We start from the raw sequence: 23,352 nt of genomic DNA, 5'->3' as shown, positions 1-23,352 counted from the left end.
CGCCGATGACCACGCCCCATCGCATCCTTCCTCTCGCTGCCATCGGCGCCGCCCTGCTGTTGCTGGCCAGTGCAGTGACCGCCGCCGATTCCGTGCTGCATCCGTTCCTCGTGGCACAGCCGAAGCAGGCGCCGCAGGAGGTGAATCTGGCGGTGGAGATTCCGGCCGGCAGCTTCACCAAGTACGAGATCAAGGAAGACGGTCTCGTGCATGTGGATCGTTTCCAGTCGATGCCGATCGCCTATCCGGCCAACTATGGCTCGATGCCGCGCACCCTGGCCGGTGACAACGATCCGCTGGATGCACTGGTGCTGACCCGCGAACCGCTGCATCCGGGCGTGATCGTGCGCTTCCGGCCGATCGGCTACCTGAAGATGATCGATGGCGGCGAGCACGACGAGAAGATCATCGGCGTGCCGACCGACAAGGTTGACCCGACCTACGCCAATATCCGCGATCTGAAGGATCTGCCGGAGGTCGAGCGCCAGCGTATCGAGGCGTTTTTCCGGGTCTACAAGGACCTGCCGGCCGGGCGCAATCCGGTGCAGCTCAATGGCTGGGGCAATGCCGCCGAGGCGCGTGCACTGGTCAGCGAAGCGATGAAGCGCTTCGAAAAGTAGATCCACGCCATGCGTGGATGGCCGCCTGCGCGCATCTCCTTCACCGCCGCTGGCTATCATGTCCGCCTTCCACAACGAAGGCGGTGCATGTGTCGGTAGCGTTGGTATGGTTCCGCCGTGATCTGCGGCTGCAGGACAATCCGGCCCTGCAGGCCGCGCTGGACGCGGGTCACGACGTGGTGCCGGTCTACGTCCACGCGCCGCACGAGGAGGGCGAGTGGGTGCCCGGCGCGGCCTCCGATGTGTGGCGCCACCGTTCACTGGCTGCGCTGGATGCCGATCTGCGTGCACGCGGTTCGTCGCTGGTGCTGTGCAGTGGTGACAGCCTGTCGGCCCTGCAGTTGCTGATCGAGCAGACCGGAGCCGAGGCGGTGTACTGGAACCGCAAGTACGAGCCGGCCACCCAGCCGCGGGATGCCACCATCAAGCGCACGCTGCGCGAGCAGGGCATCGACGCGCAGAGCTGCAATGGCAGCCTGTTGTTCGAGCCTTGGGACATCGCGACCCAGCAGGGCCAGCCGTATAAGGTATTCACCCCGTACTGGCGCAACATACTCAGTCATTGGCGCCTGCCTGCGCTGCAGGCCGCACCGAAGGCACTGGTGGCGCACGCGGTCGACGGCCTCGCACTGGATGATCTCCAGCTGGCACCGACGCTGGACTGGGACACCGGCTTCTGGGAGCACTGGCAGCCAGGCGAAGCCGGTGCGCTGGAAGCGCTCTCCGTGTTCGAGGACGGTGCGCTGCGCGGTTACCGCGAGCAGCGTGACCTGCCGGATCGCGTGGGCACCTCGCGGCTGTCGCCGCACCTGCATTTCGGCGAGATCGCGCCGTGGCGCATTGCCCATGCGTTGGAAGGCCTGCGCAGTGCCGGTACCGACGCCGACATCGACGGCTATCTGCGCCAGCTCGGCTGGCGTGATTTCGCCTACCACCTGCTGCATCACTTCCCGAAGACGCCGACCGACAACCTCAACCCGCGCTTTGACCGTTTCCCGTGGGCCACACCGAGTGCCGCGCAGCTGCATGACTGGCAGCGCGGCAACACCGGCGTACCGATCGTCGATGCCGGCCTGCGCGAGCTGTGGCACACCGGCTACATGCACAACCGGGTGCGGATGATCGTGGCCAGCTATCTGTGCAAGCACCTGCGCGCACACTGGCTGCATGGCGCACGCTGGTTCTGGGACACCCTGGTCGATGCCGACCTGGCCAACAACACGATGGGCTGGCAATGGGTGGCCGGGACCGGTGCCGATGCCGCGCCGTACTTCCGCGTGTTCAACCCGGTCACCCAGGCCGAGAAGTTCGACCCGCAGGCCCGCTACATCAGCCGCTGGGTGCCCGAACTGGCGGCGCTGCCGGTGAAGGCGCGCTTCGCGCCGTGGCAGCATCCGCTGCTGCTGGCGGCGCATGCCCCGGGCTATCCGCGTACGCCGCTGGTGGATCTGGCGGTTGGCCGCGATGCCGCACTGGCTGCCTACCGGCAGTCGGGAGCGGGCTAAAGTGCGGGCTCAGCGATCCGGTCAGTTAGCTGAACGCGGCCCTGTCGGCGTGCCCGATCATCATTCCGGCATCGCATCGGGCTGTTTATTCTCTTTGCGCCCGCAGGCCGCCGGCCGACCGGAAACCAAGGAGAACCTCATGATCCGCAACACCACCCGCAACGTCGCACTGGCCCTGATGAGTGCGGCCGTCCTGTCGGCCTGCGCCACCGGCGGCTCCTACGTACAGAGTGACCAGTACGGCAACCCGACCGAGCAGCAGAACCGCACCGGCCGCAACGCCCTGATCGGCACCGCCATCGGCGTGGCCGCCGGCCTGCTGACCGGCGACAGCGCCACCGAGCGCCGTCAGCATGCCCTGATCGGTGCCGGTATCGGCGCGCTCAGCGGCGCTGCGGTCGGCCAGTACCAGGATCGCCAGGAACGCGCACTGCGCGAGCGCACCGCCAACACCGGCATCGATGTGCAGCGCCAGGGCGACAACATCATGCTGAACCTGCCGGACGGCATCACCTTCGACTTCGGCAAGGCGACCCTGAAGCCGCAGTTCTACGGTTCGCTCAACGGCGTGGCCGGCACCCTGCGTGACTACAACCAGACCATGATCGAAGTGGTCGGCCACACCGACAGCATCGGCAGCGACGCGGTCAACAACCGTCTGTCGAAGGAACGTGCCGACTCGGTCGCGCAGTACCTGATCGGCCAGGGCGTGCAGAGCGTGCGTATCGAAACGCTGGGCGCCGGCAAGTCGTACCCGATTGCAGACAACAGCACCGACGCCGGCCGCGCCAAGAACCGCCGCGTCGAGATTCGGGTGATTCCGCTCAAGCAGTAACGCGTAGCGTTAATGCTTGAGCCGGTCCGGCCATCGGCCGGAGCGAAAATGCCGCCCTTGCAGGCGGCATTTTTGTAGGTGCCGAGCTTGCTCGGCACGCCGATAGCGCTCCCGGTCGCGGCTTCTCCGAACGGCGCCGACCAAGGTCGGCGCCGTTCCAAAAGCCAAGTCGAGCAAGCTCGACTCTACAAAACCCGGTTACGCCGCCGAAGCGGCCACCTTCTCCAGGATCCGCTTGCCGCTGCTTTCCAGCGCCGCGTCTTCCTTTTCCTTCTGCTGCTGCGCCAGCTTCGCACCCGGGCACTGCGCCAGCATGTAGTTGGCGTCGAAGTTGAGCTTCTCGACCAGGAAGTCGACGAACGCACGCACCTTCGGCGAGACCAGGCGGCCGCCGGCGAACACGGCGTTGAAGTCCACTTCCGGGCCGGTCCAGCCGGCCAGCACGCGGCGCACCATGCCCGATTCAACGAATGGCTTGGCCATCACGTCGCCGGTCAGCAGCAGGCCTTCGCCACACACCAGCGCGCCATTGAGCGCGGACATGTCGTTGGCGGTCATCAGCGGGGTGACCGGGAAGTCACGCAGCTCGCCGCCGTTCTCGCCCAGCTGCCAGGTGAAGCGCGGCGAGTTGCCGGTATGGTACGGCTTGCGCATCGCCAGGATGCGATGGAACTGCAGCTCTTCCGGGTGCAGCGGCTCGCCATAGCGCTCGATGTAGGCCGGGCTGGCGAACACCTGCGTGCGCAGGCTGCCGAGCTTGCGCGCGACCAGATTGGAATCGGGCAGGGCACCCACGCGCAGCGCCAGATCAGCTTCGCCGGCGATCAGGTCCAGCTTCTCGTTGCCCATATGCATGTCCAGGCGGATCTCTGGATACTGCGCATGGAACTGGCCCAGCAGCGGCGCAATCCAGGTGATGCCGATCGAGTAAGGCACAGTGAAGCGCAGCCAGCCACGCGGGCCGGACTGCAGCTGGCTCACTGCGCTCTCGGCTTCTTCAAGCTCACGTGCGATGCGCTGGCAATGTTCGTGATAGATCGAACCCGCTTCGGTCAGGCCGAGGCGGCGCGTGGTCCGGTGCAGCAGGCGCGCACCCAGGCGCGTTTCCAGCTCCTGCACTTTGCGGCTGACCGTGGTCTTGGGCAGGCCGAGCGATTTTGCAGCGGCAATGAAACTGCCTTGCTCGACCACTTTGACGAAGATCAGCGTCTCGTTGAGATCATGGGACATGGTCTGGGATCCTGGACGTCGGGGATGGGACAATCGTGACAGAACGATTGGACCGGGAGCGGGATGATTATTCCCCTTAATCAGGACTAATCAAGTAAAGGTTTGAGGTCTATCGTGGCGCCATTCGTTATTTGGAGCCCGTCCGCCATGAGCCTGCGCAACATTCTTGCCCGTCTCCGGAACGCCGGCCAGAGCACCCTGGACCTGGCAATGACCGTTGAAGTCCGCCCGAGTTCCTTGGTACACAAGGACTTTCGTGAGTTTACCGCGCCCATGCGTCAGCAGCGTGGCGGTGCCATCCGCCTGGTCCCGCACAAGGGTGACCGTCTGCGTCGAATCGGAACTATCCCGGATTTGGGAGGAAATGTCCCGTGAATGGGATGCTGACGCCCGAAGTCCTGGTTCTCGGCGGCACCGGTGCCGTCGGCCAGGGCGTGGTTGGCGCATTGCTGGAAGCCGGCAGCCCGGTGCTGGTGGTCGGTCGCGATCCGGGCCGGCTGGCGGCGCTGCATGAGCAGTTCGCCGACGAGCCGGGACTGGAGACGCTGCTGGGTTCGCTCAGCGATGACGGCTCGGCGCGCGCACTGGCCGAACGCATCGCGCATCGCCCGCGTCCGCTGGCCGCGGTGATCGCCGCAATGGGCGGCCCTTACCGTCGCGGCCGGGTGACCGACCGCAACGGCGATGAACTGCTGGGTGCGATGCAGGCCGACCTGATGCCGCACGTGCACGCAGTGCGTCATCTGCTGCCGCTGCTGCAGGACAACGTGCATGCGCGCCGCTACGTGATGATCGGCAGCCCGGCCAACGCCAAGCCATGGGCAGGCTACGGCGAGACCTCGATCACCACTGCCGCGCTGCGCATGTATGCGCAGGTAGTACACCAGGAAGCGCAGGCGCTGGGCGTGCGCGCGCAGATGCTGGAAGTCTGCAGCCCGGTGTGCACCCCGGCCAACGCGGCCAATGCCTGCATCGAGTGGCCCAGCTCGCTGCTGGTCGGCCGCCGTGTGGTCTCCCTGCTTGATGGCTGCCGCGACAACCGCGCCATCGTCCGCTGCGACAGCAGTGATGCCGAATTGCCGCGCGGCCTGCTGCACCTGGACGTTCCTCCCCTCTGGCGCGATACCGCAGGCGTCGCTTGACCTCGACCATGGTTGAGGTCGCAGGATACGCCGCCTGTTTTTGCAACACGTTCTCATCTAGCTGTACCACCCCTCCGTACGGATGCATGCCATGACTTCCCCCAATTCCACCCCACATCGTTTCGGCCATCGCATTGCGATGGCCGGCGTGTCGATCCTCGCCGCAGCCGTGCTGGCGGCCTGCAGCGGCGGCCACGCCGAAGAAGCCGGTGCCCCGCCGCCGCCGCAGGTCAGCGCTGCACCGGTGCTGGTCAAGCAGGTCAGCCAGTGGGACGAGTTCAGCGGCCGCGTCGAAGCGGTACAGAGCGTTGAACTGCGCCCGCGCGTGTCCGGCTACATCGACAAGGTCAACTACGTCGAAGGCCAGGAAGTGAAGAAGGGCGAAGTGCTCTTCACCATCGACGCGCGCAGTTACCAGGCCGAGTACGATCGCGCCGCTGCCGAACTGGCCCGCGCCCGCACCCAGGCCACGCTGGCCCGCAGTGAATCCGAGCGTGCCAAGCGCCTGTCCGAGCAGCAGGCCATTTCCACCGAGACGGCCGAGCAGCGTCGCGCTGCGGCCGATCAGTCCGGTGCCGCCGTGCAGGCGGCGCAGGCTGCGCTGGATGCGGCCCGCCTCAACCTGGAGTTCACCAAGGTGCGTGCGCCGATCGACGGCCGTGCCGGTCGCGCGATGGTCACCGCCGGCAACCTGGTCACCGCCGGCGACAGCGCCAGCGTGCTGACCACGCTGGTCTCGCTGGATACCGTCTTCGTCTACTTCGATGCCGATGAAAGCACCTTCCTGCGCTACGCACAGATGGCACGCAAGGGTGAACGCCCGAGCGAGCGTGACAGCGATCTGCCGGTGAAGGTCGGCCTGTCCGGCGAAGAGGGCTACCCGCATTCGGGCAAGGTCGACTTCCTCGACAACCAGGTGGCCCGCAGCACCGGCACCATCCGCGTCCGCGCGCTGCTGGACAATGCCGATCGCCAGTTCACGCCGGGTCTGTTCGCCCGCGTGCAACTGCTTGGCAGCGGTCAGTTCCAGGCCCTGCTGATCGACGAGAAGGCCGTTCTGACCGACCAGGATCGCAAGTACGTGTACGTGGTCGACAAGGATGGCAAGGCCCAGCGCCGTGACATCCAGCTCGGTCGCACCGCCGATGGCCTGCGCATTGTCGAGCACGGCCTGGCCGCGGGCGACAAGGTGATCATCGACGGCGTGCAGAAGGTCTTCATGCCGGGCATGCCGGTGCAGGCCAAGGCCGTGGCGATGCAGCCGCAGGCTGCGCCGCCGGCACCGGGCCGTGATGCGACTGCCGCACTGAACCACTGATCCGCGTCCCCGCTTAGCTGCCGGCGCCAGCGGCAGCCGTTCCTGCCTTCGTCAAAATGACGAGGGGCAGGGCGGCTGTTGCCCGCCGAACGCCTTTCCCAGGAATTCCTCCATGGACTTTTCCCGTTTCTTCATCGACAGGCCGATCTTCGCGGCGGTGCTGTCGATCGTGATCTTCGCCGCAGGCCTGATCACGATTCCAATCCTGCCGATCAGTGAGTACCCGGAAGTGGTGCCGCCGTCGGTGGTCGTGCGTACGGTATATCCAGGCGCCAACCCCAAGGTCATTGCCGAGACCGTCGCCACGCCGCTTGAAGAGGCGATCAACGGCGTCGAAGGCATGATGTACCTGAAGTCGGTTGCCGGCTCGGACGGCGTGCTGCAGATGACCGTCACCTTCCGCCCGGGCACCGACCCGGACGCGGCGGCGGTGAAGGTGCAGAACCGCGTGGCGCAGGCGCAGGCGCGCCTGCCCGAGGACGTACGCCGGCAGGGTGTGACCACGCAGAAGCAGTCGCCGACCTTCCTGATGGTGGTTCACCTGACCTCGCCGAACGGCAAGTACGACACGCTGTACCTGCGCAACTACGCCCGCCTGCACGTCAAGGATGCGCTGGCGCGTATTCCGGGCGTGGGCGACGCGCAGATCTTCGGTGGTGGTGACTACGCCATGCGCGCCTGGCTGGACCCGGACAAGGTGGCCTCGCGCGGCCTGACCGCCAGTGACGTGGTGCGCGCCATGCGCGAGCAGAACGTGCAGGTCTCGGCCGGTCAGCTCGGTGCCGAACCGCTGCCGAACAGCCAGTTCCTGACCCTGATCAATGCCCAGGGCCGCCTGAAGACCGAAAAGGAGTTCGGCGACATCGTGCTCAAGAGCGGTGTTGATGGCGAGATCGTGCGCCTGGCCGACGTTGCCCGCCTTGAACTGGGCGCCGGTGACTACACCCTGCGCTCGCAGCTGGACGGCAAGAACGCGGTCGGTATCGGTATCTTCCAGTCGCCCGGTGCCAATGCGCTGGAGATCCGTGACCAGGTCATCTCGACGATGGACGAGATGCAGAAGACCATGCCGGCCGACGTGAAGTACGAAGCCGTGTATGACACCACCATCTTCGTGCGCGACTCGATCAAGGCCGTGGTCTCCACGCTGCTGGAAGCCATTGCGCTGGTGGTGCTGGTGGTGATCCTGTTCCTGCAGACCTGGCGTGCCTCGATCATCCCGTTGATCGCGGTGCCGGTGTCGGTGGTGGGTACCTTTGCTGCGCTGTACCTGCTGGGCTTCTCGATCAACACGCTGAGCCTGTTCGGCCTGGTGCTGGCGATCGGCATCGTGGTCGACGACGCGATCGTGGTAGTGGAGAACGTCGAACGCAACATCGAGGAAGGGTTGTCGCCCACCGCTGCGGCTCACCAGGCCATGCGTGAGGTGTCCGGCCCGATCATTGCGATCGCGCTGGTGCTGTGTGCCGTGTTCGTGCCGATGGCGTTCCTGTCCGGTGTCACCGGCCAGTTCTACAAGCAGTTCGCGGTCACCATCGCCATCTCCACGGTGATCTCGGCGATCAACTCGCTGACCCTGTCGCCGGCCCTGGCCGCGCGCCTGCTGAAGGCCCATGGTGCCCCGAAGGATGGCCCGAGCCGTCTGATCGACCGCCTGTTCGGCTGGGTGTTCCGTCCGTTCAACCGCTTCTTCAAGTCCAGCTCGGAGAAGTACGAGCGTGGCGTCGCCCGCATCCTCGGCCGTCGTGGTGCAGTGTTCGTGGTCTACGCGATCCTGCTGGTCGGTACCGGCGTGATCTTCAAGCTGGTGCCGCCGGGCTTCATCCCGACCCAGGACAAGCTGTACCTGATCGCCGGTGTGAAACTGCCTGAAGGTTCGTCGATCGCACGTACCGATGAAATGCTGCGCAAGGTCGCCAAGATCGCCCAGGAAACCGATGGCGTCGCCCACACCATCTCGTTCCCGGGCCTGAATGCACTGCAGTTCACCAACACGCCGAACACCGGTGTGGCGTTCATTCCGCTCAAGCCGTTCGCCGAGCGCCATGGCCGTACCGCCGCGCAGATCAACGCCGAGATCAACCAGAAGATCGCCGGCCTGCAGGAAGGCTTTGCCTTCGCGATGATGCCGCCGCCGATCCTCGGCCTGGGCAACGGCAACGGCTACCAGATGTTCATCGAGGACCGTGGCAACCTGGGTTATGGCGCGCTGCAGAATGCCGTGCAGGCGATGCAGGGTACCGTTGCGCAGACGCCGGGCATGGCCTTCCCGATTTCCAGCTACCAGGCCAATGTGCCGCAGCTGGATGCCGAGGTGGACCGCGTCAAGGCCAAGGCACAGGGCGTGCAGCTCACCGAACTGTTCGACACGCTGCAGACGTACCTCGGTTCGGCCTACGTCAACGACTTCAACCAGTTCGGCCGTACCTGGCAGGTGATCGCCCAGGCAGACGGTCCGTACCGCGAGACGGTCGAGGACATCGGCAAGCTGCGTACCCGCAACGACCGCGGCGAGATGGTGCCGATCGGTTCGATGGTCACCATCAAGCAGACCTTCGGCCCGGACCCGGTGCTGCGCTTCAATGGCTATCCGGCAGCGGACCTGGCCGGTGAAGCCGACCCGCGCCTGCTGTCTTCGGCCGAGGCGATGAACAAGCTGACCGAGATCGCCGGCAAGGTGTTGCCGGTGGGCATGACCACCGAATGGACCGACCTGAGCTACCAGCAGGCGACCCAGGGCAAGGCAGCCTTCATCGTGTTCCCGGTGGCGATCATGCTGGCCTTCCTGGTGCTGGCCGCGCTGTACGAGAGCTGGTCGCTGCCGCTGGCGGTGATCCTGATCGTGCCGATGACCCTGCTGTCCGCATTGTTCGGCGTGTGGTTGACCGGTGGTGACAACAACGTGTTCGTGCAGGTCGGCCTGGTGGTGCTGATGGGCCTGGCGTGCAAGAACGCGATCCTGATCGTCGAATTCGCCAGAGAGCTGGAGATGGGCGGCAAGGGCATCGTTGAAGCTGCGCTGGAAGCCTGCCGCCTGCGCCTGCGTCCGATCGTGATGACCTCCATCGCGTTCATTGCCGGCACCGTACCGCTGGTGCTGTCGCACGGTGCAGGTGCCGAGGTGCGCTCGGTGACCGGTATCACCGTGTTCGCCGGCATGCTGGGCGTGACCCTGTTCGGCCTGTTCCTCACGCCGGTGTTCTACGTGGCACTGCGCAAGTTCGTCACCCGCAACGGTGGTGGCCAGCTGGTGCAGCACGGCGAGCCGACCATCCACCACTGACATGGAACCCCGTCGCCGCCGGCCACTGGCCGGCGGCGGCTTCCCCCTCACAAGGCAAGAATCCATGAACACCCATCAGAACAAGATCGCGCTGGTCACCGGCGCCACCCGCGGCATCGGCGCCGAGACCGTGCGCCAGCTGGCCCAGGCCGGCGTGCACACGCTGCTGGCCGGCCGCAAGCGCGAGACCGCCGTCGAGCAGGCGCTGAAGCTGCAGGCCGAGGGCTTGCCGGTGGAAGCCATCCAGCTGGACGTGACCGACGCGGCCAGCATCGCCGAAGCGGTCGAGCAGGTGCGCCAGCGCCACGGTCGACTGGATATCCTGGTCAACAACGCCGGCATCATGATCGAGAACCCGGCGCAGGCGCCGTCGGAACAGTCGCTGGATACCTGGAAGCGCACCTTCGACACCAACGTGTACGCGCTGGTTGCGGTGACCCAGGCCTTCCTGCCACTGGTCAGGCAGGCCAAGTCCGGGCGCATCGTCAACGTGTCGAGCATGCTCGGCTCGCAGACCCTGCACGCTGATCCGACCTCGGGCATCTATGATTTCAAGATCCCCGCGTACAACGCCTCCAAGGCAGCGGTGAACAGCTGGACGCTGGCGCTGGCGCATGAACTGCGCAGCACCCAGATCAAGGTCAACACCGTGCATCCGGGCTACGTGAAAACCGACATGAACGGCGGCCACGGCGAGATTGAAATCAGCGAAGGCGCGCGCTCCAGCGTGCAGATGGCGCTGATCGGCCATGAAGGTCCGAACGGCAGCTTCACCTACCTGGGCGAGGTGCTGCCATGGTGATCCGCACGTTGGCGATGGCCGTCTCCAGCCTGGTGCTGGCAGGCTGTGTCAGCGTCGGCCCCAACTACAAGGCCCCGGTGCAGGAACCTGTCGTGCTGCAAGGAGCGCAGCAGCCAGTGTTCAGCACCACCTCGCCGGTGGCCAGCTGGTGGGCGCAGTTCGATGATCCGGTGCTGGAACAGCTGGTACACGGCGCACTGTCGGACAACCTGGACCTGCGCGTGGCCGTGGCCCGTGTCAGCCAGGCCCGTGCGGTGTTCGTCGAGAGCCGCTTCGACCAGGCACCGCACGTTACCGCGGGCGGCCGCTACGATCGCCGCAAGCAACCCGATCCGCAGCTGGGTGGGCAGCGGGTGTTCAGTGAAAGCTACCAGCTCGGCTTCGATGCGGGCTGGGAGCTGGATCTGTTCGGCCGCAAGCGCCGTGCTGCAGAAGCCGCGCGCGCCGACCTCGACGCCGAGCAGGCCAACCTGGCCGACGCGCAGGTACTGATTGCCGCCGAAGTGGCGCGTAACTACTTCGAGCTGCGCGGCACGCAGAAGCGCATCGCCGTGGCCCAGCACACCCTGGTCAATCTGCGCGAGACGCAGAAGCTGACCGAGGCGCGCTGGGAGCTGGGCGCTGGCAGTGAGCTGGACGTGCAGAGCAGCCGTGCGCGACTGAAGGCGATCGAGGCCGATATCCCGCTGCTGGAAGTGGCCGAAACGCAGTCGCGCAATCGTCTGGCGGTTCTGCTGGGCCAGCGTCCGGAAACGCTGACCGCCATGCTTGCGCCGCATGAAGTGCCGGCATTCGCCAAGGCGCTGCCGCTGGGCGATACCCGCGAGCTGCTGCGCCAACGCGCCGACGTGCGCGTGGCCGAGCGTCGCCTGGCCGCTGCCACTGCACGGGTGGGCGTGGCCACCGCGGATCTGTTCCCGCGGCTGTCGCTGTCCGGTTTCGTCGGCTTCCTCGGCGGCGATGCCAGCGGCCTGGTCAACGGCAACAACAAGGCCTGGTCGCTGACGCCGTCGCTGAGCTGGGCGGCCTTCGATTTCGGCACCGTGCGTGCACGCCTGCGTGCCAGCAAGGCCGAAGCCGAGGGTGTGGCTGCACAGTATGAGCAGACGGTGCTGCTGGCACTGGAAGACACCGAGAACGCGCTGACCCGCTATTCCAAGCAGCAGGCGCGGCTGGCGATCGTGGTCGAGCAGGCGCAGGCGGCACGCCGCGCTGAGTCGCTGGCGCAGATCCGCTACCGCGAGGGCTCGGAGGACTTCCTGACCCTGCTGGATGCGCAGCGCACGCAGCTGGCCGCCGATGATGCGTTGGCGGCCGCCGAGTCCGAGGTCAACGTCAGCGTGGTGGGTGTGTACAAGGCGCTGGGTGGTTGGGGTCAATCACCGCAGCCGCCGAGTGTGGCGCAGGTGCAGTAACCGCAGGGGACGGAAGCAGTGGCTTCCGTCCCTTTCTTCTTTCAGGGCCAGTGATTGGCCGGTACCTCGCGCTCGCGCATGCGCACGATGCAGAAGCGATGGCCGGTGGGTGCTTCCATCACCCACCAGCGTTTGACGAAGCCTATCCTCCGCGCGCCGAGCTTCTCCAGGCGGACGGCCTCGGCGTAGATGTCGTCGCTCTCGATGTCCAGGTGCACCCGTGAAGGGTGTGCGACACGTTGCACTTCCACGTTCAGGCCCGCGGGTGCGCCCTGCAGGTCGGCGTACTCGGCGCCGTCCTTGGCACGGGCGGGCTGCGCCTGCAGGCCAAGCGCGGCGGCCCAGAAGCGGGCGCCTTCGTCGGCGGGAATGCCCTCGCAATCGATGATGAAACCGGCCAGGCGACTCTGGTGTGCCATGACGTTCTCCACAGTTCGGGAACGGGGGCAGAGTAGCGCGGCATGTGCTGTGGACGTTGTCACAGTCGTGACGTTTCTGACTCTGCCGGACGCCGTGTCCGCCGTGTAACTAGTGGGGCAGATTCCAGGGAGTACAGACGATGAGCGATGACAGGCGGGATACCCAGCGCATGCTGTTTGGCGACCCGGGGCCATCCGGTGCGGGCCTTTCGGTGGCGGTCGTTGTGCTGCTGGTGCTGGCGACGATGGCTGCTGCGATCGGTTTCCTGCGACTGCCCGATCCGATGCTGGGGCTCGGGCTGATCGGTGTTGCCGTGTTCCTTGCTGTCGGTGCCCGCATCTGCCAGGCGCGCAACCAGCACCAGGCGTTGTACCGGCTGTTGTCGCGGCAGCCGCCGCCGTAGCCACGGCTGCCGCGGAGATTCAGTGCTTCGGCCAGTCCAGCTCGACCACCAGCGGGAAATGATCCGACGGCAGCACGCCGTCGATGCGACGATCATCGGTAAGGAAGCTGCGCGCATGGAAACCACGTACCAGCACCCAGTCCAGCTGCACGGTGGCCTTGCCGGTGAAGTCGTGGAAGGTCAGGCGTGGTCCCTGCGGTGCCTTCACCTGGGTACGGGTGTCCTGCAGCAGGCGGGTGAACGCCTTGTAGGTGTCTCCACCGGGCTCGCTGTTGAAGTCACCGGTCAACACCACCGGCAGGTCGGCCGGAAGGGCTTCCAGGCGCCTGCCGATCAGCTCGGCACCCTTCACCCGGCGCGGTTCGTCCTCGTCGCGGTAGGGCAGGTGGGTATTCATGAAGTAGAAACGACGGCCATCGTCCAGGCGCCGGAACAGGGCCCAGGTGACCATGCGTGGGTACAGGTTGCCCCAGGTGATGCTGCCGGGTACATCGGGCGTATCGGACAACCAGAAGTTGCCGGATTCCTCGATGGCCAGCACCTTGCTGTCGTAGAACACGCCCATGTGTTCGTCACCGCTTCCACCGCGGCGGCCTTCGCCGAACCAGCGGTAGCCGGGCAGGTGCCCGGACAGGAAGTCGGCCTGTTCCTTCACCAGTTCCTGGGTGCCGATCACGGCCGGGTGTGCATCGAGGATGACCTTGACCATGGCATCGCGACGGTCCGGCCAGCGCTTGCCCGGTTCGGTATCGGCCGGGGTGCGAACATTGAACGACATCACTTTCAGTGGCGCCGGTGCAGCAGCCCAGGCGACGGCAGGCAGAGCAAGCGCCAGCAGCGCGCACAGCGCAGGGCGATGGAAGCGCGACAACATCGTGGAATCCCTCCATTCCATGAAAACGGTTTCATGGAGCATGCCATGGAAGGTGGGGGCAGCGGTATGCCGGGACGGGCGGCTCCAAGGGCCGGGCGGACGGCGTGCGACCGCCCGGCAGATGCCACTTGGCGATCAGGGGTCGTACATCATCCCGTTCTCGTCGCGGTTGTAGTGATCGCTGGCCACGCGGGTGCCATCGTCATAGATCACGTACAGCGTGCAACGCTGGTGGATGCCGAAGCCGGCACGGAAGGGCACGCACTCTTCCTGCAGGCCGACTTCTTCGGCTGCATTTGCCGGCGCTGAAGGCACCAGGGCAGCAAGTGCAACTACTGTAGCGAAGGAAAAAGCGGTCATTCGATTGTGCAGCGTCATTGATCACACTCCTTGTCTATGAGGATTACATCAGATACGGATTGCCGTATTCGTCGATCCAGTACTCGGTGAGGAAAATGTCGCCGTCCGCATCGGGCATGGTCACGATGCAATGCTGGTGGATCCGGTAGCGCTCCACTTCAAAGGGTTCGCAGCGGGTTACACTGCCGGGTGGGCTGGTTACCCCGGCGTTGGCGTTGCCGCTCGACATCATTCCGGCGAAGGCCACGGCCAGTGCAGCCATCGAGGCCAGGTGCAGTTTCATGGGCATCATCCTTGTGTCTGCAATCGCGCATCTGCGCGGTGTCGTGCAACTACCCCCGATAGAGCATGCGATCGAGCGGCAGCTGCTGCATGCGCGCCGGCCCGGCGGGGCGGTCCGGCGCAGTCCCCACCCGGCTCAGTCGCGCAGGTAAGGGTTGCCGTACTCGTCGATCCAGTACTCGGCGGTGTAGACGTTGCCGAATTCATCGGTGTAGGTTTCCGTGCAGTGGTGGTGGACACGATTGCGGTCCACATTCACTGGCACACAGGAAACATTCTCTCTCGGGACCCCTGTGTTGGCGTCCGCCACCGGAGCCAGGGTTGCAGTTGCCACCACCAACGCGGCCATCGCGGCCAGTTGCAGTTTCATAAGCATCATCCTTGCTTTCTGCAATCGCGCACATGCGCAAGGCGTGTGTAACATGCGAACCAGACTGCCGGAAGTGTCTTGCCCGGATCAGTCCTCGATCTCGCCGCGCCGACTGGCAGCGCGTACCGCCTGCGCGGTGGTTGCCACCCCCAGGCGCTGGCGCGCGCGACGCAGGTGATTTTCCACTGTACGGGCGGAAAGCCCCAGCGTGGCCGCGATCTCCGCCTGGCGACGGCCGGCGGCGACCCAGCGCAGCACCTCGCGCTCGCGCGTGCTCAACGCACTTCCGGAAAGCTCGGTGGGTGTCTCTGCAAGCCGGCGTGCGGCACGGAATGCTGCAGCTGCAGCAGCATCCAGCAGCAGTCGCGCGCTGGCCGATGCATCGATCGCTGTCCCGGCAAAACTGATCGCGCCTTCCAGACCGGTGGTGCCGAACACCGGCACCTGCAGACCGTGCAGGCCTTCACCACGTGGCTGCTTCACCACCTGATAGCGTTCGCCGCGAACCCCCTGGCGCTTGCTCCAGAAGAACGGCGCGTCACTGTCCAGTACGTGGCGATTGACCGGGCAGGCGTGCAGGTAGCGCGCGAGGTCGGTATTGCTGCCGTCGCCGAACCAGTCGCCCTCGATCCAGTACACGCGCTGGGTACCGCGCTCCAACCCCGTGCCGGTGGCGAACACCAGCACGCGGTCGTAGCCGAGCGGTGCAGAGATGCCGCGTAGTACCGCGCCCACCGCACTCAGTGAGCGGGCGCGTTCCAGTTCCAGCAACGCCTGCACCAATTCGCTCATCCGGGTCAGCGCCCGGCCAGGGCGTCAAGCAGCGCGCGCGCGGCCAGCTTGCCCAGCGCATTACCGGCCAGCGGGCTGTCGCCGGTCAGCAGCAGGCGGTCCTGCAGCACGCTGCCATCGATGCCGTCATTGACGATCTGCACGCCCTGCTGCGCCAGGCGCTCACCGAAGAACCACGGCAGCTGCCCGGGCATGTAGCCGATCTCCGGCGTCTGCCGGTCCATCGCATCGGGGAAGGCACAGATGCGGTAGCCGCGGAACAACGAACCACCATCGGCCTCGTCGACGCCTGCGGCCAGCAATGCGGCCGGGCCGTGGCAAAGGGTGATGATGTGGCGTTGCTCGGCCATCGCCCAGTGCAGGGCCGCCTTTACCGCGCGACTCTGCGGCAGTCCGATAAGGGCGCCATGGCCGCCGGGAATGAACACGGCAGCATAATCCGATGCGGCATCGAGGCCTGCCACCACCTCATCCAACGGCAGAGGCTTGCGGAAGCGGGCTTCGTAGCGGTCGTACAGTCCGCCGATCTCCGTGTCCTCACGCGGGAACGCCCACCACTCGAATTTGGCGGCGTTGCCGGACAGCGTGGCCACATCGATGTCGAAGCCGGCCTTGTCCAGGTGGTACATCGGCAGCAGGGTTTCCACCGGATGGTTGCCGGTGGAGAACAGGTGGCCGTTGGCAGTGGGCAGATAGCGCTCGTCCGCAGCGATCATCAGCACCTTCCAGCGGCCATCGCGGCGCGCGTCGGGGTAGTCGGCACCGGACAGGTTGCTCTTGGCCGAGGTGAACTGTGACAGCGAGTACGGCGACGGGAAGAAGGCGTCGCGCTCGGCCGGGTCGGGGCTGGGGTGGCGGCTGGGCTCTTGCGTGTTCATGCGGACCTCCAGTGGGGTAGTGGAGCCAGCATAGAAGGGCTGATGCGTACGTGCGATGAGGGTTTTCCCCTCATTCGCGCGACGCTGCCATCTGTTGGCGCCAGGCATTCGGGCTCATGCCGAAGGCGCGGCGGAACGCACGGCTGAATGCCGGTTCGGAGAGATACCCGACGTCTCCGGCGATCTGCGAAACCCGCCGGTTTCCGCTGCGCAGCAGCTCCGCTGCCAGCTGCAGCCGCGATCCAGCGAGATAGCGCATCGGTGACATGCCGGTGGCCAGGCTGAACCGTTGCGCGAAATTCGAGCGCGATTGATTCAGGCTTGCGGCCAGAGACTCGACCGTCCACGCCTGTGCGGGGTGTGCCTGCATCAACGCCAGTGCCCGCCCGATCAATGGGTCGGCCAGCGCGTGCAGACGCTGGCAGTTGTGTGGGCTGGAGGTTCCCAGCCAGTAGCGCAGCGTCCAGACAAACAACAGGTCGAGCAGGCGTGACAGCATCAGTCCACTGCCCAGCGTGGGTCGGGCCGCTTCAACCTGGATCGCGCCCAGCGTTACCGCCACCCAATCGGCTGAGCTGGCGGGAAATCCGTTCGGCATCCGGTCCACCCCGGGGACATGCAGCCAGCCGGGCAGGGCATCAAGCAGCAATTGGCTGCCTGGGCCATCAAATCCAAAGGATGCCGTGGTCAGATGGGCAGGCTGCAGCGCGTCGCCGGCGCAGTCGATGCGATGTGTCCGGCCATGCGGCATCAACAGCAGCTCGCCGGTCTGCAGTGGCACCACCGCGGCATCTGCATGCAGGCGTGCCGTGCCCTGTTCGATGAAGTGGAAGCAGCCGCGTCCCTCGGCAATGATGCGGGATTCACCGGGCCGCACGACGTGGCGGGTGATGTCGCCGCCGTGCATGCGCGAGGACTGGAAGATCGCAAACAAGGCGTCGGAGCCGGCCTGAAGTGATTCGGTGGTGTGGAGCCTTGGCATGGTTTTCAGGAGTCCGTGCATCGCCGCTGGCAGGGGCGATCCGTAGTCTGGTCGGGTGGCTTCAGGCAGCGCTGGTGGCTGTCAGGCAACGATCCCATCCAAGTGAGGAGTTCTGCAAGATGAGCAAGCCAAGCATCATTCTGGTTCATGGTTTCTGGGGCGGCGCCGCGCATTGGGCCAAGGTGATCCTGGAGCTCGATCGCCGGGGTTTCCACGACCTGCATGCCGTGGAACTGCCGTTGACGTCGCTGGCCGACGACGCAGAGCGGACCCGGCGCATGATCCGCCAGATCCCGGGGCCGGTGCTGCTGGTCGGTCATTCCTATGGTGGCGCGGTGATCTCCGAAGCCGGAAACGAACCCAACGTGACCGGCCTGGTCTTCATCGCCGCGTTCGCGCCGGATGCGGGCGAGAGTCCCGGCGGCATTACCCAGCAGCAGCTGCCGCAGGCGGCGGCCAATCTGGCGCCGGACAGCGACGGCTACCTGTGGCTGCAGCCCGGCAAATTCCACGAGAGTTTCTGCCAGGACCTGCAGGCCGACGAGGCGAGGGTGATGGCGGTCACCCAGAAGGCGCCGCTGGCGAGCACGTTCGGTGATGCCGTCAGTGACCCGGCGTGGCGGCACAAGCCGAGCTGGTACCAGGTCTCCAGCGCGGACCACATGATCCACCCTGACAACCAGCGGCGCATGGCGGCGCGCATGCAGCCACGTGCCAGCATCACGCTGGATGCCAGTCATGCATCGCTGGCGTCGCAGCCGGTAGCGGTGGCCCAGCTGATCACCGACGCTGCGTCCGACGGACAAGGCTGAGTATCCCGGTCCTGCCGCAGTGGCGGTGTCCCGGCCGGCCAGAGCGCCGCTGCCGTGATGCCGCCACGCTGCGCGTTACTTGTTCTGCCGGTCGTGCTCCTGCATGTCTTCATGCAGGATCCGCCGTAGTTCGACGATGGCCGGCGTGGCTTCCTGCACGCTGTGCCCGGACACGATCACCTTCTCCGAATCCGCGTGCGGCAGGTGCGAGCTCCAGTAGGGCACCAGCCCGTCGTCGGTCTTTTCCAGCGGACCATCGGCCTTGGCGCGCGCGATGATCGAGTGGTAGTGCACCTTCGGTGACATCGGCAGGTCGGCCACGGCGCGGACGAAGGGATCGTCCTTGTCCAGATTCTGGATGCTGTTCATCTGGTAGCCGTGCTTGCCGTCGTTGCGATCGATCTGGCCGTCGTTGGCGATGGTGGCGACGTCTTCCAGCACGGTCAGCGGCAACCGCACCAGGCGACCGATCCAGCGGCCCAGGCGGGTGCCCGCCACATCGGTGCCGCGGTGTGGCGTGGCGATGAATACCACGCGCGATACTTCCGGCTCCGGCAGGAAGGTCAGCACCGGTGCGCCCTTGGTTCGCAGCAGTTCACGCTGTGCCGGCGACATCTGCGCAGTCTCCAGCAGGGTGTCGACCAGATGATCGCCGGAAGAGGAGATCATCAGCCGCGCGATCACGCCACCCATGCTGTGCCCGACCAGCACCATGTCATGCGAAGCCTGCGCCTTGCCGCTGGGGTCGAAATGCTTGAACACCTCATCCAGCGTGTGGCGCATCGAATCGTGGCTCATCGCGATGGGCATGTTGGTCGGGTAGTAGAACTGCCAGACCTGGAAGTCCTGGCGGATCTCGTCGTCGCGCATCAGCTCGTTGGCGACGTTGACCCAGGCTTCCGGACTGCTGGCCAGGCCATGGATCATCAGCAGCACGCGGCGGTTCGGGTCGTAGGGCTGCATCATGTACAGATGCGGTGTGTCGATGCCGCCCTTGCCACCAAACAGCGAACGCAGCGATTGGTGGCTGAAATTGGAGCGCGCCAGCCACAATGCGTAGCCTGCGGTGAAGTTCGCGGCCAATGGCACCTGCTGTCCATGCAGGGTGACTTCCGTGACCTGGTAGGGATCGTGGATCTCCAGTTCCGGCTCGTCGTCGTGCAGTACTTCCCACAGGTTCTTTCCGGAGAAGCGCAGCAGCACCGTCATCGATGGCGACGGCATCTCGCTCCAGCTCTGCGTGACCGGTGTGGTGGCCTGCGTTGTGGGTGTTGTGGCCGGCGTCGTGGCGGCCGTGGTGGCGGCCGGGTCTTCCATCACGGCCACCAGTTCGGCACCGAAGCCATCGCGGCGATGCACGCTGCGCAGCGTGCCGGTGAACGACAGCGAGGCCGCCGGTACCAGTTCGGTGGGCGTGCGCGTATCCAGCGGTGATGCCTCGCCTGAAGGCGCCAGTACGAAGGTCCAGCGGCCCAGCTGGAAATGGCTGGCTTCAGCATGCACGCGCCCGGTGGCATAGGCGTTGTACAACTGCACCGAGGCTTCCTGCACGGCCAGGTTGTAGTAGTCGCGCACCTGGGTCTGGCGGTCTTCGAAACCGCGCTGGTTGGCCGTGCGCTCGGTGAAGAACAGGTAGGCGTAGGCCTGCCGTGCGACCTGCATCCACGCGTCCAGGCGCGGCTGGAAGTCGGCATCCAGTTCGGTGATCGCGCTCTTGGCGCGGCCTGATGTGGAGTACTCGCGCTTGGGCGCGGGCAGGGTCATCGCATACTGTAGCCACAGCTCGGCCAGGCTTGAGCGCTTGTCCTCCTCGCGTACCACGATGCTGCCTTCCATGGCCTCGATGCAGGGCAGGCCGGGCTTGGCGCAGACGCCTTCGTCGAGGCCGGCCACGCGCAGTGTCTCCATTGTGGCCGAACTGAGCTTGCCGGTGGTCAGGATGTCGCCGCGTTTCAGGGCGATGTACTGGCCGGGCGTGACCGAGGCCACCTGCACCGACGGCCCGAACTGGCGCAACGTGGCGCAGCCGCCCAGGGTGAGCAGCACGGTGATGATGAGGGTCGTGCGGCCGATGAAGCCCAAGCCCGTGGTTGCCATACGATCCTCCTGCGCGGTGGCGCCACTCTAGCGGTCGGCATGTCAAAGCGGAAGATACCGGGCGGTCGGTTTGGAGCGCGGAAGTGCCGCCAACCGGGCGATTCAGGCATTTCCGTGTGACACTGGGGTGAACAGGATGAATGCAGGGCTGCGATGGGATGGCTTGAGACCCGTGTTCCTCCGCCTCTTGTGATGCTGTTGTGCGCCGCCATCGGCTATATGGGCAGCCGATGGCAGCCGGGCGGGGCGTTGCAGCTACCCATGCCGGAGTTGCTTGCGGGTCTGGTGATGGCCTTCGGCGTGGTATTGAACCTGCTGCCGAAGCTGGCATTCCGGCGCGTGGGCACCACGGTCAACCCCCTGCGGCCGGCGACGTCGAGCGTGCTGGTCACGCACGGCGTGTACCGCTACACGCGCAACCCGATGTATCTGGGCCAGGCCACTGTCCTGGCAGGCGCCATGTTGTACCTGCAGAACCTGGCCGCACTGCTGGCCGTGCCGCTGTTCGTGCTGTACATCAACCGATGGCAGATCGTGCCGGAAGAGCAGGCACTGTCGGCCCGCTTTCCCGAGGCATACGCAGCCTTCCGCCAGCGGGTACGGCGCTGGCTCTAGCGCGGGTCAGGCAGTCACGGTGTGATCTGGCACTTCACGGCAGCGGAATAACCTTCGTAATCGTCACCGGCAATCACGTGCAGGGTGTGGCGCTTGTCGATGCGCTTCACGTAGGACGGTGCTTCGGTGTTGGCGTATTCGTTGACGGTGGTCACCGACCAGGTCTTGGCCAGGCGCTTGGGGTCGACACCGTTCAAGTAGACGAAGATGCTTTTCTCGCCCTCGGCGACATTCACATCGGCATGGGTGACGGTACCGCCGAACAGGGCGACTGGCGTGGTTTCCGGCTCGAACGTGCCACCAGGCTTCCTGGCCAGGCCGGCTGCCTGCAGGGCATCGATGGCCTCGGCCTCGCTGAAGTTCGAACCTGCCTTGCAGGCCAGCAGGGCTTCGAGCGTTGCGGTGCCGGGCGGCGCGATGGCGGGTGCGGCCGCGTGCGCAGCCGGGGCCGCGGCGAAAGCAGCCAGGAGCAGGGCAGAGGTGATGATCACGGTTCTCATCGCAGATCCTTCTGTAGGAAGTGGGCAGTAACGGACGGAGGATGCCGCCTCATTGTGCGATGTTTCAGTCAGTGCCGCGTGCAGCCATGGATCAGGGCCCGCCGCGGCTGCCGTCGTCTGATTCAAGCAATACGGCGCCGTCGCCGCGTTGTGACAACTGGTCGCCAGGATTTCGCAATGGACAGTCCTTCAGTGACAGGCAACCACAGCCGATGCAGCCGTCGAGCTGGTCCCGCAGCTGGACCAGGCTGCGGATGCGCTCGTTCAGCATGTCACGCCAGTTGCTGGACAGCCTTGCCCAGTCCTTTGAACTGGGCGCCCGTTCGGCCGGAAGATCATCCAGCGCGACCTTGATCGTGGCCAAAGGAACGCCTGCCCGCTGTGCGACCTTGATCACGGCAATACGTCGCAGCACGTCGCGGCGGTAGCGGCGCTGGTTGCCGTTGTTGCGCCAGCCATGGATCAGCCCCTTGGCTTCGTAGAAGTGCACGGTGGCAATGCTGACCCCGCTGCGACGCGCGACTTCGCCCACGGAAAGCGGAACGCTGACATCGATCTTCATGGCCGGGTTCCTTGACCTCATCAATACATGAGGTTTTATAAGGCAGTTCCCCTTTTTCCTGCATGTGAATCCTGGGCTGCAGGTCATGAATCATAGGTTTGAACGAAAATGGAACAGCAAGGCATCGTCGTCCCCGGCACCCGCTGGGGCGATCTCCTGTCCGGCCGCAATGCAGTGCGCTCACTTGCCCTGGCGGGCGGGGTCGCACTGCATGCGGTCAATGTCTACATCGCCACCACCATGTTGCCAACCGTGGTGGAGGACATCGGCGGCCTGGATCTCTACGCATGGAACACCACGCTCTTCGTGGTCGCGTCCATCCTGGGGTCGGCACTGTCGATCAAGCTGCTTGAACGTGCCGGGCCTCGTGGAAGCTACGCACTGGCGGCGCTCATTTTCGCAGCCGGTGCGGTGATCTGCGCGCTCGCGACCTCGATGCCGATGATGCTGGTGGGACGGCTGGTGCAGGGTGTCGGCGGTGGCTTCCTGTTCGCGCTGGCCTACGCCATGATCCGGCTCGCGTTCGAAGAGCCGCTCTGGCCCCGCGCGATGGCCCTGGTTTCGGGGATGTGGGGCGTGGCGACGTTGATCGGGCCCGCAGTGGGCGGCGTGTTCGCCGAATGGGGCGTATGGCGGGCCGCGTTCTGGTCGGTCACCGCGGTTGCCCTATTGTTCGCGCTGCTGGCGTCGAAGGTCCTTCCGCAGAGGGAGGCATCGTCTTCAGCGACCGCCAGGCCTTCGGTCCCGTGGCTGCAGATCCTGCTGCTGACCCTGGCCGTCATCAGCGTCTCCCTTGGCAGTACATCCTCGAGCGCAGTCAACAACTTCATCGGCATCGCGATGGCCGTGTTCCTCGCAGTGGTGCTGGTGAGGATCGAGTCCCGCGCGAAGCAGACGCTGCTTCCCGCCGGTGCTCTGCGGTTCCGCTCGCCGCTGGCCGCGCTGTATGGACTGATGTCGCTGCTGGTGTTGATGATCACCAGCGGCGAGGTCTTCGTGCCACTGTTCCTGCAGGTGCTGCATCAGCAATCACCGCTTGCTGCGGGCTACCTCGCGGCGTTGATGGCGGCCGGTTGGACGCTCGGCTCGTTGGTCGGCTCCGGTTTCAACGGGCGTGGCGTTGACCGGGCGTTGATGATCGGCCCGGCGCTGGGGTGGGTGGGCATGATAGGGCGGGCGCTCCGGGGGCCGGCTCGGGGCACGGGTCTGTGGTTGCAGATGGTGCCGATCTCGGGGGCGCGCCCCCTCGTGGGGG

General features: G+C 65.7%; 25 protein-coding genes. 13 read left to right on the top strand and 12 right to left on the bottom strand.

Annotated features, from left to right (window positions below):
- The first annotated feature begins 5 nt into the window (after positions 1 to 5).
- The 3 genes from EKL94_RS10785 (at position 6) to EKL94_RS10775 (ending at position 2,960) form a co-directional block, all read left to right on the top strand.
- Complete coding sequence (locus EKL94_RS10785) at positions 6 to 620, top strand: inorganic diphosphatase (protein WP_126929099.1); 615 nt, start codon at positions 6 to 8, stop codon at positions 618 to 620.
- Positions 621 to 709: 89 nt separating this feature from the next.
- A complete protein-coding gene (locus EKL94_RS10780) occupies positions 710 to 2,125 on the top strand; it encodes a cryptochrome/photolyase family protein (protein WP_126929098.1) in 1,416 nt (471 codons plus the stop codon).
- Positions 2,126 to 2,264: 139 nt separating this feature from the next.
- Positions 2,265 to 2,960 (top strand): YiaD family glycine zipper/OmpA-like lipoprotein, encoded by a 696-nt coding sequence (locus EKL94_RS10775; protein WP_008267948.1) that lies wholly within the window; start codon positions 2,265 to 2,267, stop codon positions 2,958 to 2,960.
- A 198-nt stretch (positions 2,961 to 3,158) separates the two neighbouring features.
- Here EKL94_RS10775 and EKL94_RS10770 read toward each other — a convergent pair whose 3' ends face one another.
- The gene (locus EKL94_RS10770; protein ID WP_005409107.1) at positions 3,159 to 4,190 is read right to left on the bottom strand and encodes a LysR family transcriptional regulator; all 1,032 of its coding nucleotides are present in this window, start codon (positions 4,188 to 4,190) and stop codon (positions 3,159 to 3,161) included.
- Positions 4,191 to 4,337: 147 nt separating this feature from the next.
- On the opposite strand from EKL94_RS10770, the gene EKL94_RS10765 reads away from it, so the two are divergent.
- The 6 genes from EKL94_RS10765 (at position 4,338) to EKL94_RS10740 (ending at position 12,150) form a co-directional block, all read left to right on the top strand.
- Positions 4,338 to 4,565: a hypothetical protein gene (locus EKL94_RS10765; protein WP_012510726.1), complete on the top strand. Its 228-nt coding sequence runs from the start codon at positions 4,338 to 4,340 to the stop codon at positions 4,563 to 4,565.
- Entirely contained in the window at positions 4,562 to 5,332 is a 771-nt protein-coding gene (locus EKL94_RS10760) for an SDR family NAD(P)-dependent oxidoreductase (RefSeq protein ID WP_049400332.1), read from the top strand. Before EKL94_RS10765 ends, EKL94_RS10760 begins: the two co-directional genes overlap by 4 nt.
- Before the next feature lie 91 nt (positions 5,333 to 5,423).
- On the top strand, positions 5,424 to 6,650 hold the full coding sequence (locus EKL94_RS10755) for an efflux RND transporter periplasmic adaptor subunit (protein ID WP_126929097.1): 1,227 nt from the start codon (positions 5,424 to 5,426) through the stop codon (positions 6,648 to 6,650).
- A gap of 112 nt (positions 6,651 to 6,762) precedes the next feature.
- Entirely contained in the window at positions 6,763 to 9,933 is a 3,171-nt protein-coding gene (locus tag EKL94_RS10750) for an efflux RND transporter permease subunit (protein WP_126929096.1), read from the top strand.
- A gap of 64 nt (positions 9,934 to 9,997) precedes the next feature.
- The gene (locus tag EKL94_RS10745) at positions 9,998 to 10,735 is read left to right on the top strand and encodes an SDR family oxidoreductase (RefSeq protein ID WP_126929095.1); all 738 of its coding nucleotides are present in this window, start codon (positions 9,998 to 10,000) and stop codon (positions 10,733 to 10,735) included.
- Positions 10,729 to 12,150 carry an efflux transporter outer membrane subunit gene (locus EKL94_RS10740; RefSeq protein ID WP_126929094.1) on the top strand — a complete coding sequence of 474 codons (1,422 nt, stop codon included), beginning with the start codon at positions 10,729 to 10,731 and terminating at the stop codon, positions 12,148 to 12,150. Before EKL94_RS10745 ends, EKL94_RS10740 begins: the two co-directional genes overlap by 7 nt.
- Before the next feature lie 41 nt (positions 12,151 to 12,191).
- Here the strand turns inward: EKL94_RS10740 and EKL94_RS10735 are convergent, their stop codons facing one another.
- Entirely contained in the window at positions 12,192 to 12,569 is a 378-nt protein-coding gene (locus EKL94_RS10735; RefSeq protein ID WP_126929093.1) for a VOC family protein, read from the bottom strand.
- A 140-nt stretch (positions 12,570 to 12,709) separates the two neighbouring features.
- On the opposite strand from EKL94_RS10735, the gene EKL94_RS10730 reads away from it, so the two are divergent.
- Positions 12,710 to 12,973 carry a hypothetical protein gene (locus EKL94_RS10730; RefSeq protein ID WP_126929092.1) on the top strand — a complete coding sequence of 88 codons (264 nt, stop codon included), beginning with the start codon at positions 12,710 to 12,712 and terminating at the stop codon, positions 12,971 to 12,973.
- 19 nt (positions 12,974 to 12,992) lie between these two features.
- Here EKL94_RS10730 and EKL94_RS10725 read toward each other — a convergent pair whose 3' ends face one another.
- From EKL94_RS10725 to EKL94_RS10695, 7 genes are all read right to left on the bottom strand, one after another.
- Positions 12,993 to 13,847, bottom strand: a complete 855-nt coding sequence (locus tag EKL94_RS10725; protein WP_126929091.1) for an endonuclease/exonuclease/phosphatase family protein — start codon at positions 13,845 to 13,847, stop codon at positions 12,993 to 12,995.
- 135 nt (positions 13,848 to 13,982) lie between these two features.
- Positions 13,983 to 14,207, bottom strand: a complete 225-nt coding sequence (locus EKL94_RS10720) for a hypothetical protein (RefSeq protein WP_260473415.1) — start codon at positions 14,205 to 14,207, stop codon at positions 13,983 to 13,985.
- A 43-nt stretch (positions 14,208 to 14,250) separates the two neighbouring features.
- A complete protein-coding gene (locus tag EKL94_RS10715) occupies positions 14,251 to 14,490 on the bottom strand; it encodes a hypothetical protein (RefSeq protein WP_312023659.1) in 240 nt (79 codons plus the stop codon).
- Positions 14,491 to 14,625: 135 nt separating this feature from the next.
- Positions 14,626 to 14,859, bottom strand: a complete 234-nt coding sequence (locus EKL94_RS10710) for a hypothetical protein (RefSeq protein WP_006433851.1) — start codon at positions 14,857 to 14,859, stop codon at positions 14,626 to 14,628.
- 87 nt (positions 14,860 to 14,946) lie between these two features.
- Entirely contained in the window at positions 14,947 to 15,651 is a 705-nt protein-coding gene (locus EKL94_RS10705; RefSeq protein WP_126929088.1) for a PA1136 family autoinducer-binding transcriptional regulator, read from the bottom strand.
- A 5-nt stretch (positions 15,652 to 15,656) separates the two neighbouring features.
- Positions 15,657 to 16,529 (bottom strand): glyoxalase III HchA, encoded by an 873-nt coding sequence (hchA, locus tag EKL94_RS10700; protein ID WP_126929087.1) that lies wholly within the window; start codon positions 16,527 to 16,529, stop codon positions 15,657 to 15,659.
- A 70-nt stretch (positions 16,530 to 16,599) separates the two neighbouring features.
- On the bottom strand, positions 16,600 to 17,511 hold the full coding sequence (locus EKL94_RS10695) for an AraC family transcriptional regulator (protein ID WP_126929086.1): 912 nt from the start codon (positions 17,509 to 17,511) through the stop codon (positions 16,600 to 16,602).
- Positions 17,512 to 17,630: 119 nt separating this feature from the next.
- Between EKL94_RS10695 and EKL94_RS10690 the strand changes: the two genes are divergently transcribed.
- Positions 17,631 to 18,323, top strand: coding sequence for an alpha/beta hydrolase (locus tag EKL94_RS10690; RefSeq protein WP_126929085.1), 693 nt, complete (start codon positions 17,631 to 17,633; stop codon positions 18,321 to 18,323).
- A gap of 75 nt (positions 18,324 to 18,398) precedes the next feature.
- On the opposite strand, the gene EKL94_RS10685 is transcribed toward EKL94_RS10690, so the two are convergent.
- Complete coding sequence (locus tag EKL94_RS10685) at positions 18,399 to 20,420, bottom strand: esterase/lipase family protein (RefSeq protein ID WP_126929084.1); 2,022 nt, start codon at positions 20,418 to 20,420, stop codon at positions 18,399 to 18,401.
- A 153-nt stretch (positions 20,421 to 20,573) separates the two neighbouring features.
- Between EKL94_RS10685 and EKL94_RS10680 the strand changes: the two genes are divergently transcribed.
- On the top strand, positions 20,574 to 21,035 hold the full coding sequence (locus EKL94_RS10680; protein WP_126929083.1) for a methyltransferase family protein: 462 nt from the start codon (positions 20,574 to 20,576) through the stop codon (positions 21,033 to 21,035).
- Between the two features lie 14 nt (positions 21,036 to 21,049).
- Here the strand turns inward: EKL94_RS10680 and EKL94_RS10675 are convergent, their stop codons facing one another.
- Complete coding sequence (locus tag EKL94_RS10675; protein WP_126929082.1) at positions 21,050 to 21,535, bottom strand: hypothetical protein; 486 nt, start codon at positions 21,533 to 21,535, stop codon at positions 21,050 to 21,052.
- 91 nt (positions 21,536 to 21,626) lie between these two features.
- The gene (soxR, locus tag EKL94_RS10670) at positions 21,627 to 22,097 is read right to left on the bottom strand and encodes a redox-sensitive transcriptional activator SoxR (RefSeq protein ID WP_312023658.1); all 471 of its coding nucleotides are present in this window, start codon (positions 22,095 to 22,097) and stop codon (positions 21,627 to 21,629) included.
- A 108-nt stretch (positions 22,098 to 22,205) separates the two neighbouring features.
- Between soxR and EKL94_RS10665 the strand changes: the two genes are divergently transcribed.
- The coding region (locus EKL94_RS10665) for an MFS transporter (protein ID WP_126929080.1) at positions 22,206 to 23,352 on the top strand (1,147 nt) is incomplete at its 3' end.

The sequence above is a fragment of the Stenotrophomonas maltophilia genome (genome assembly GCF_003970865.1).
Taxonomy (GTDB): domain Bacteria; phylum Pseudomonadota; class Gammaproteobacteria; order Xanthomonadales; family Xanthomonadaceae; genus Stenotrophomonas; species Stenotrophomonas maltophilia_AR.
Note: the sequence above shows the minus strand (reverse complement) of the source record. Positions and strands in the feature narration are given on the sequence as shown.

What these genes read in the sequence shown, in the direction of transcription:
- EKL94_RS10785 (WP_126929099.1), top strand. Translation starts at nt 6, where the DNA reads ATGACCACGCCCCATCGCATCCTTCCTCTCGCTGCCATCGGCGCCGCC.
- EKL94_RS10775 (WP_008267948.1), top strand. Translation starts at nt 2,265, where the DNA reads ATGATCCGCAACACCACCCGCAACGTCGCACTGGCCCTGATGAGTGCG.
- EKL94_RS10770 (WP_005409107.1), bottom strand. Translation starts at nt 4,190, where the DNA reads ATGTCCCATGATCTCAACGAGACGCTGATCTTCGTCAAAGTGGTCGAG.
- EKL94_RS10765 (WP_012510726.1), top strand. Translation starts at nt 4,338, where the DNA reads ATGAGCCTGCGCAACATTCTTGCCCGTCTCCGGAACGCCGGCCAGAGC.
- EKL94_RS10755 (WP_126929097.1), top strand. Translation starts at nt 5,424, where the DNA reads ATGACTTCCCCCAATTCCACCCCACATCGTTTCGGCCATCGCATTGCG.
- EKL94_RS10750 (WP_126929096.1), top strand. Translation starts at nt 6,763, where the DNA reads ATGGACTTTTCCCGTTTCTTCATCGACAGGCCGATCTTCGCGGCGGTG.
- EKL94_RS10745 (WP_126929095.1), top strand. Translation starts at nt 9,998, where the DNA reads ATGAACACCCATCAGAACAAGATCGCGCTGGTCACCGGCGCCACCCGC.
- EKL94_RS10740 (WP_126929094.1), top strand. Translation starts at nt 10,729, where the DNA reads ATGGTGATCCGCACGTTGGCGATGGCCGTCTCCAGCCTGGTGCTGGCA.
- EKL94_RS10735 (WP_126929093.1), bottom strand. Translation starts at nt 12,569, where the DNA reads ATGGCACACCAGAGTCGCCTGGCCGGTTTCATCATCGATTGCGAGGGC.
- EKL94_RS10730 (WP_126929092.1), top strand. Translation starts at nt 12,710, where the DNA reads ATGAGCGATGACAGGCGGGATACCCAGCGCATGCTGTTTGGCGACCCG.
- EKL94_RS10725 (WP_126929091.1), bottom strand. Translation starts at nt 13,847, where the DNA reads ATGTTGTCGCGCTTCCATCGCCCTGCGCTGTGCGCGCTGCTGGCGCTT.
- EKL94_RS10720 (WP_260473415.1), bottom strand. Translation starts at nt 14,207, where the DNA reads ATGACCGCTTTTTCCTTCGCTACAGTAGTTGCACTTGCTGCCCTGGTG.
- EKL94_RS10715 (WP_312023659.1), bottom strand. Translation starts at nt 14,490, where the DNA reads ATGAAACTGCACCTGGCCTCGATGGCTGCACTGGCCGTGGCCTTCGCC.
- EKL94_RS10710 (WP_006433851.1), bottom strand. Translation starts at nt 14,859, where the DNA reads ATGAAACTGCAACTGGCCGCGATGGCCGCGTTGGTGGTGGCAACTGCA.
- EKL94_RS10705 (WP_126929088.1), bottom strand. Translation starts at nt 15,651, where the DNA reads ATGAGCGAATTGGTGCAGGCGTTGCTGGAACTGGAACGCGCCCGCTCA.
- hchA (WP_126929087.1), bottom strand. Translation starts at nt 16,529, where the DNA reads ATGAACACGCAAGAGCCCAGCCGCCACCCCAGCCCCGACCCGGCCGAG.
- EKL94_RS10695 (WP_126929086.1), bottom strand. Translation starts at nt 17,511, where the DNA reads ATGCCAAGGCTCCACACCACCGAATCACTTCAGGCCGGCTCCGACGCC.
- EKL94_RS10690 (WP_126929085.1), top strand. Translation starts at nt 17,631, where the DNA reads ATGAGCAAGCCAAGCATCATTCTGGTTCATGGTTTCTGGGGCGGCGCC.
- EKL94_RS10685 (WP_126929084.1), bottom strand. Translation starts at nt 20,420, where the DNA reads ATGGCAACCACGGGCTTGGGCTTCATCGGCCGCACGACCCTCATCATC.
- EKL94_RS10680 (WP_126929083.1), top strand. Translation starts at nt 20,574, where the DNA reads ATGGGATGGCTTGAGACCCGTGTTCCTCCGCCTCTTGTGATGCTGTTG.
- EKL94_RS10675 (WP_126929082.1), bottom strand. Translation starts at nt 21,535, where the DNA reads ATGAGAACCGTGATCATCACCTCTGCCCTGCTCCTGGCTGCTTTCGCC.
- soxR (WP_312023658.1), bottom strand. Translation starts at nt 22,097, where the DNA reads ATGAAGATCGATGTCAGCGTTCCGCTTTCCGTGGGCGAAGTCGCGCGT.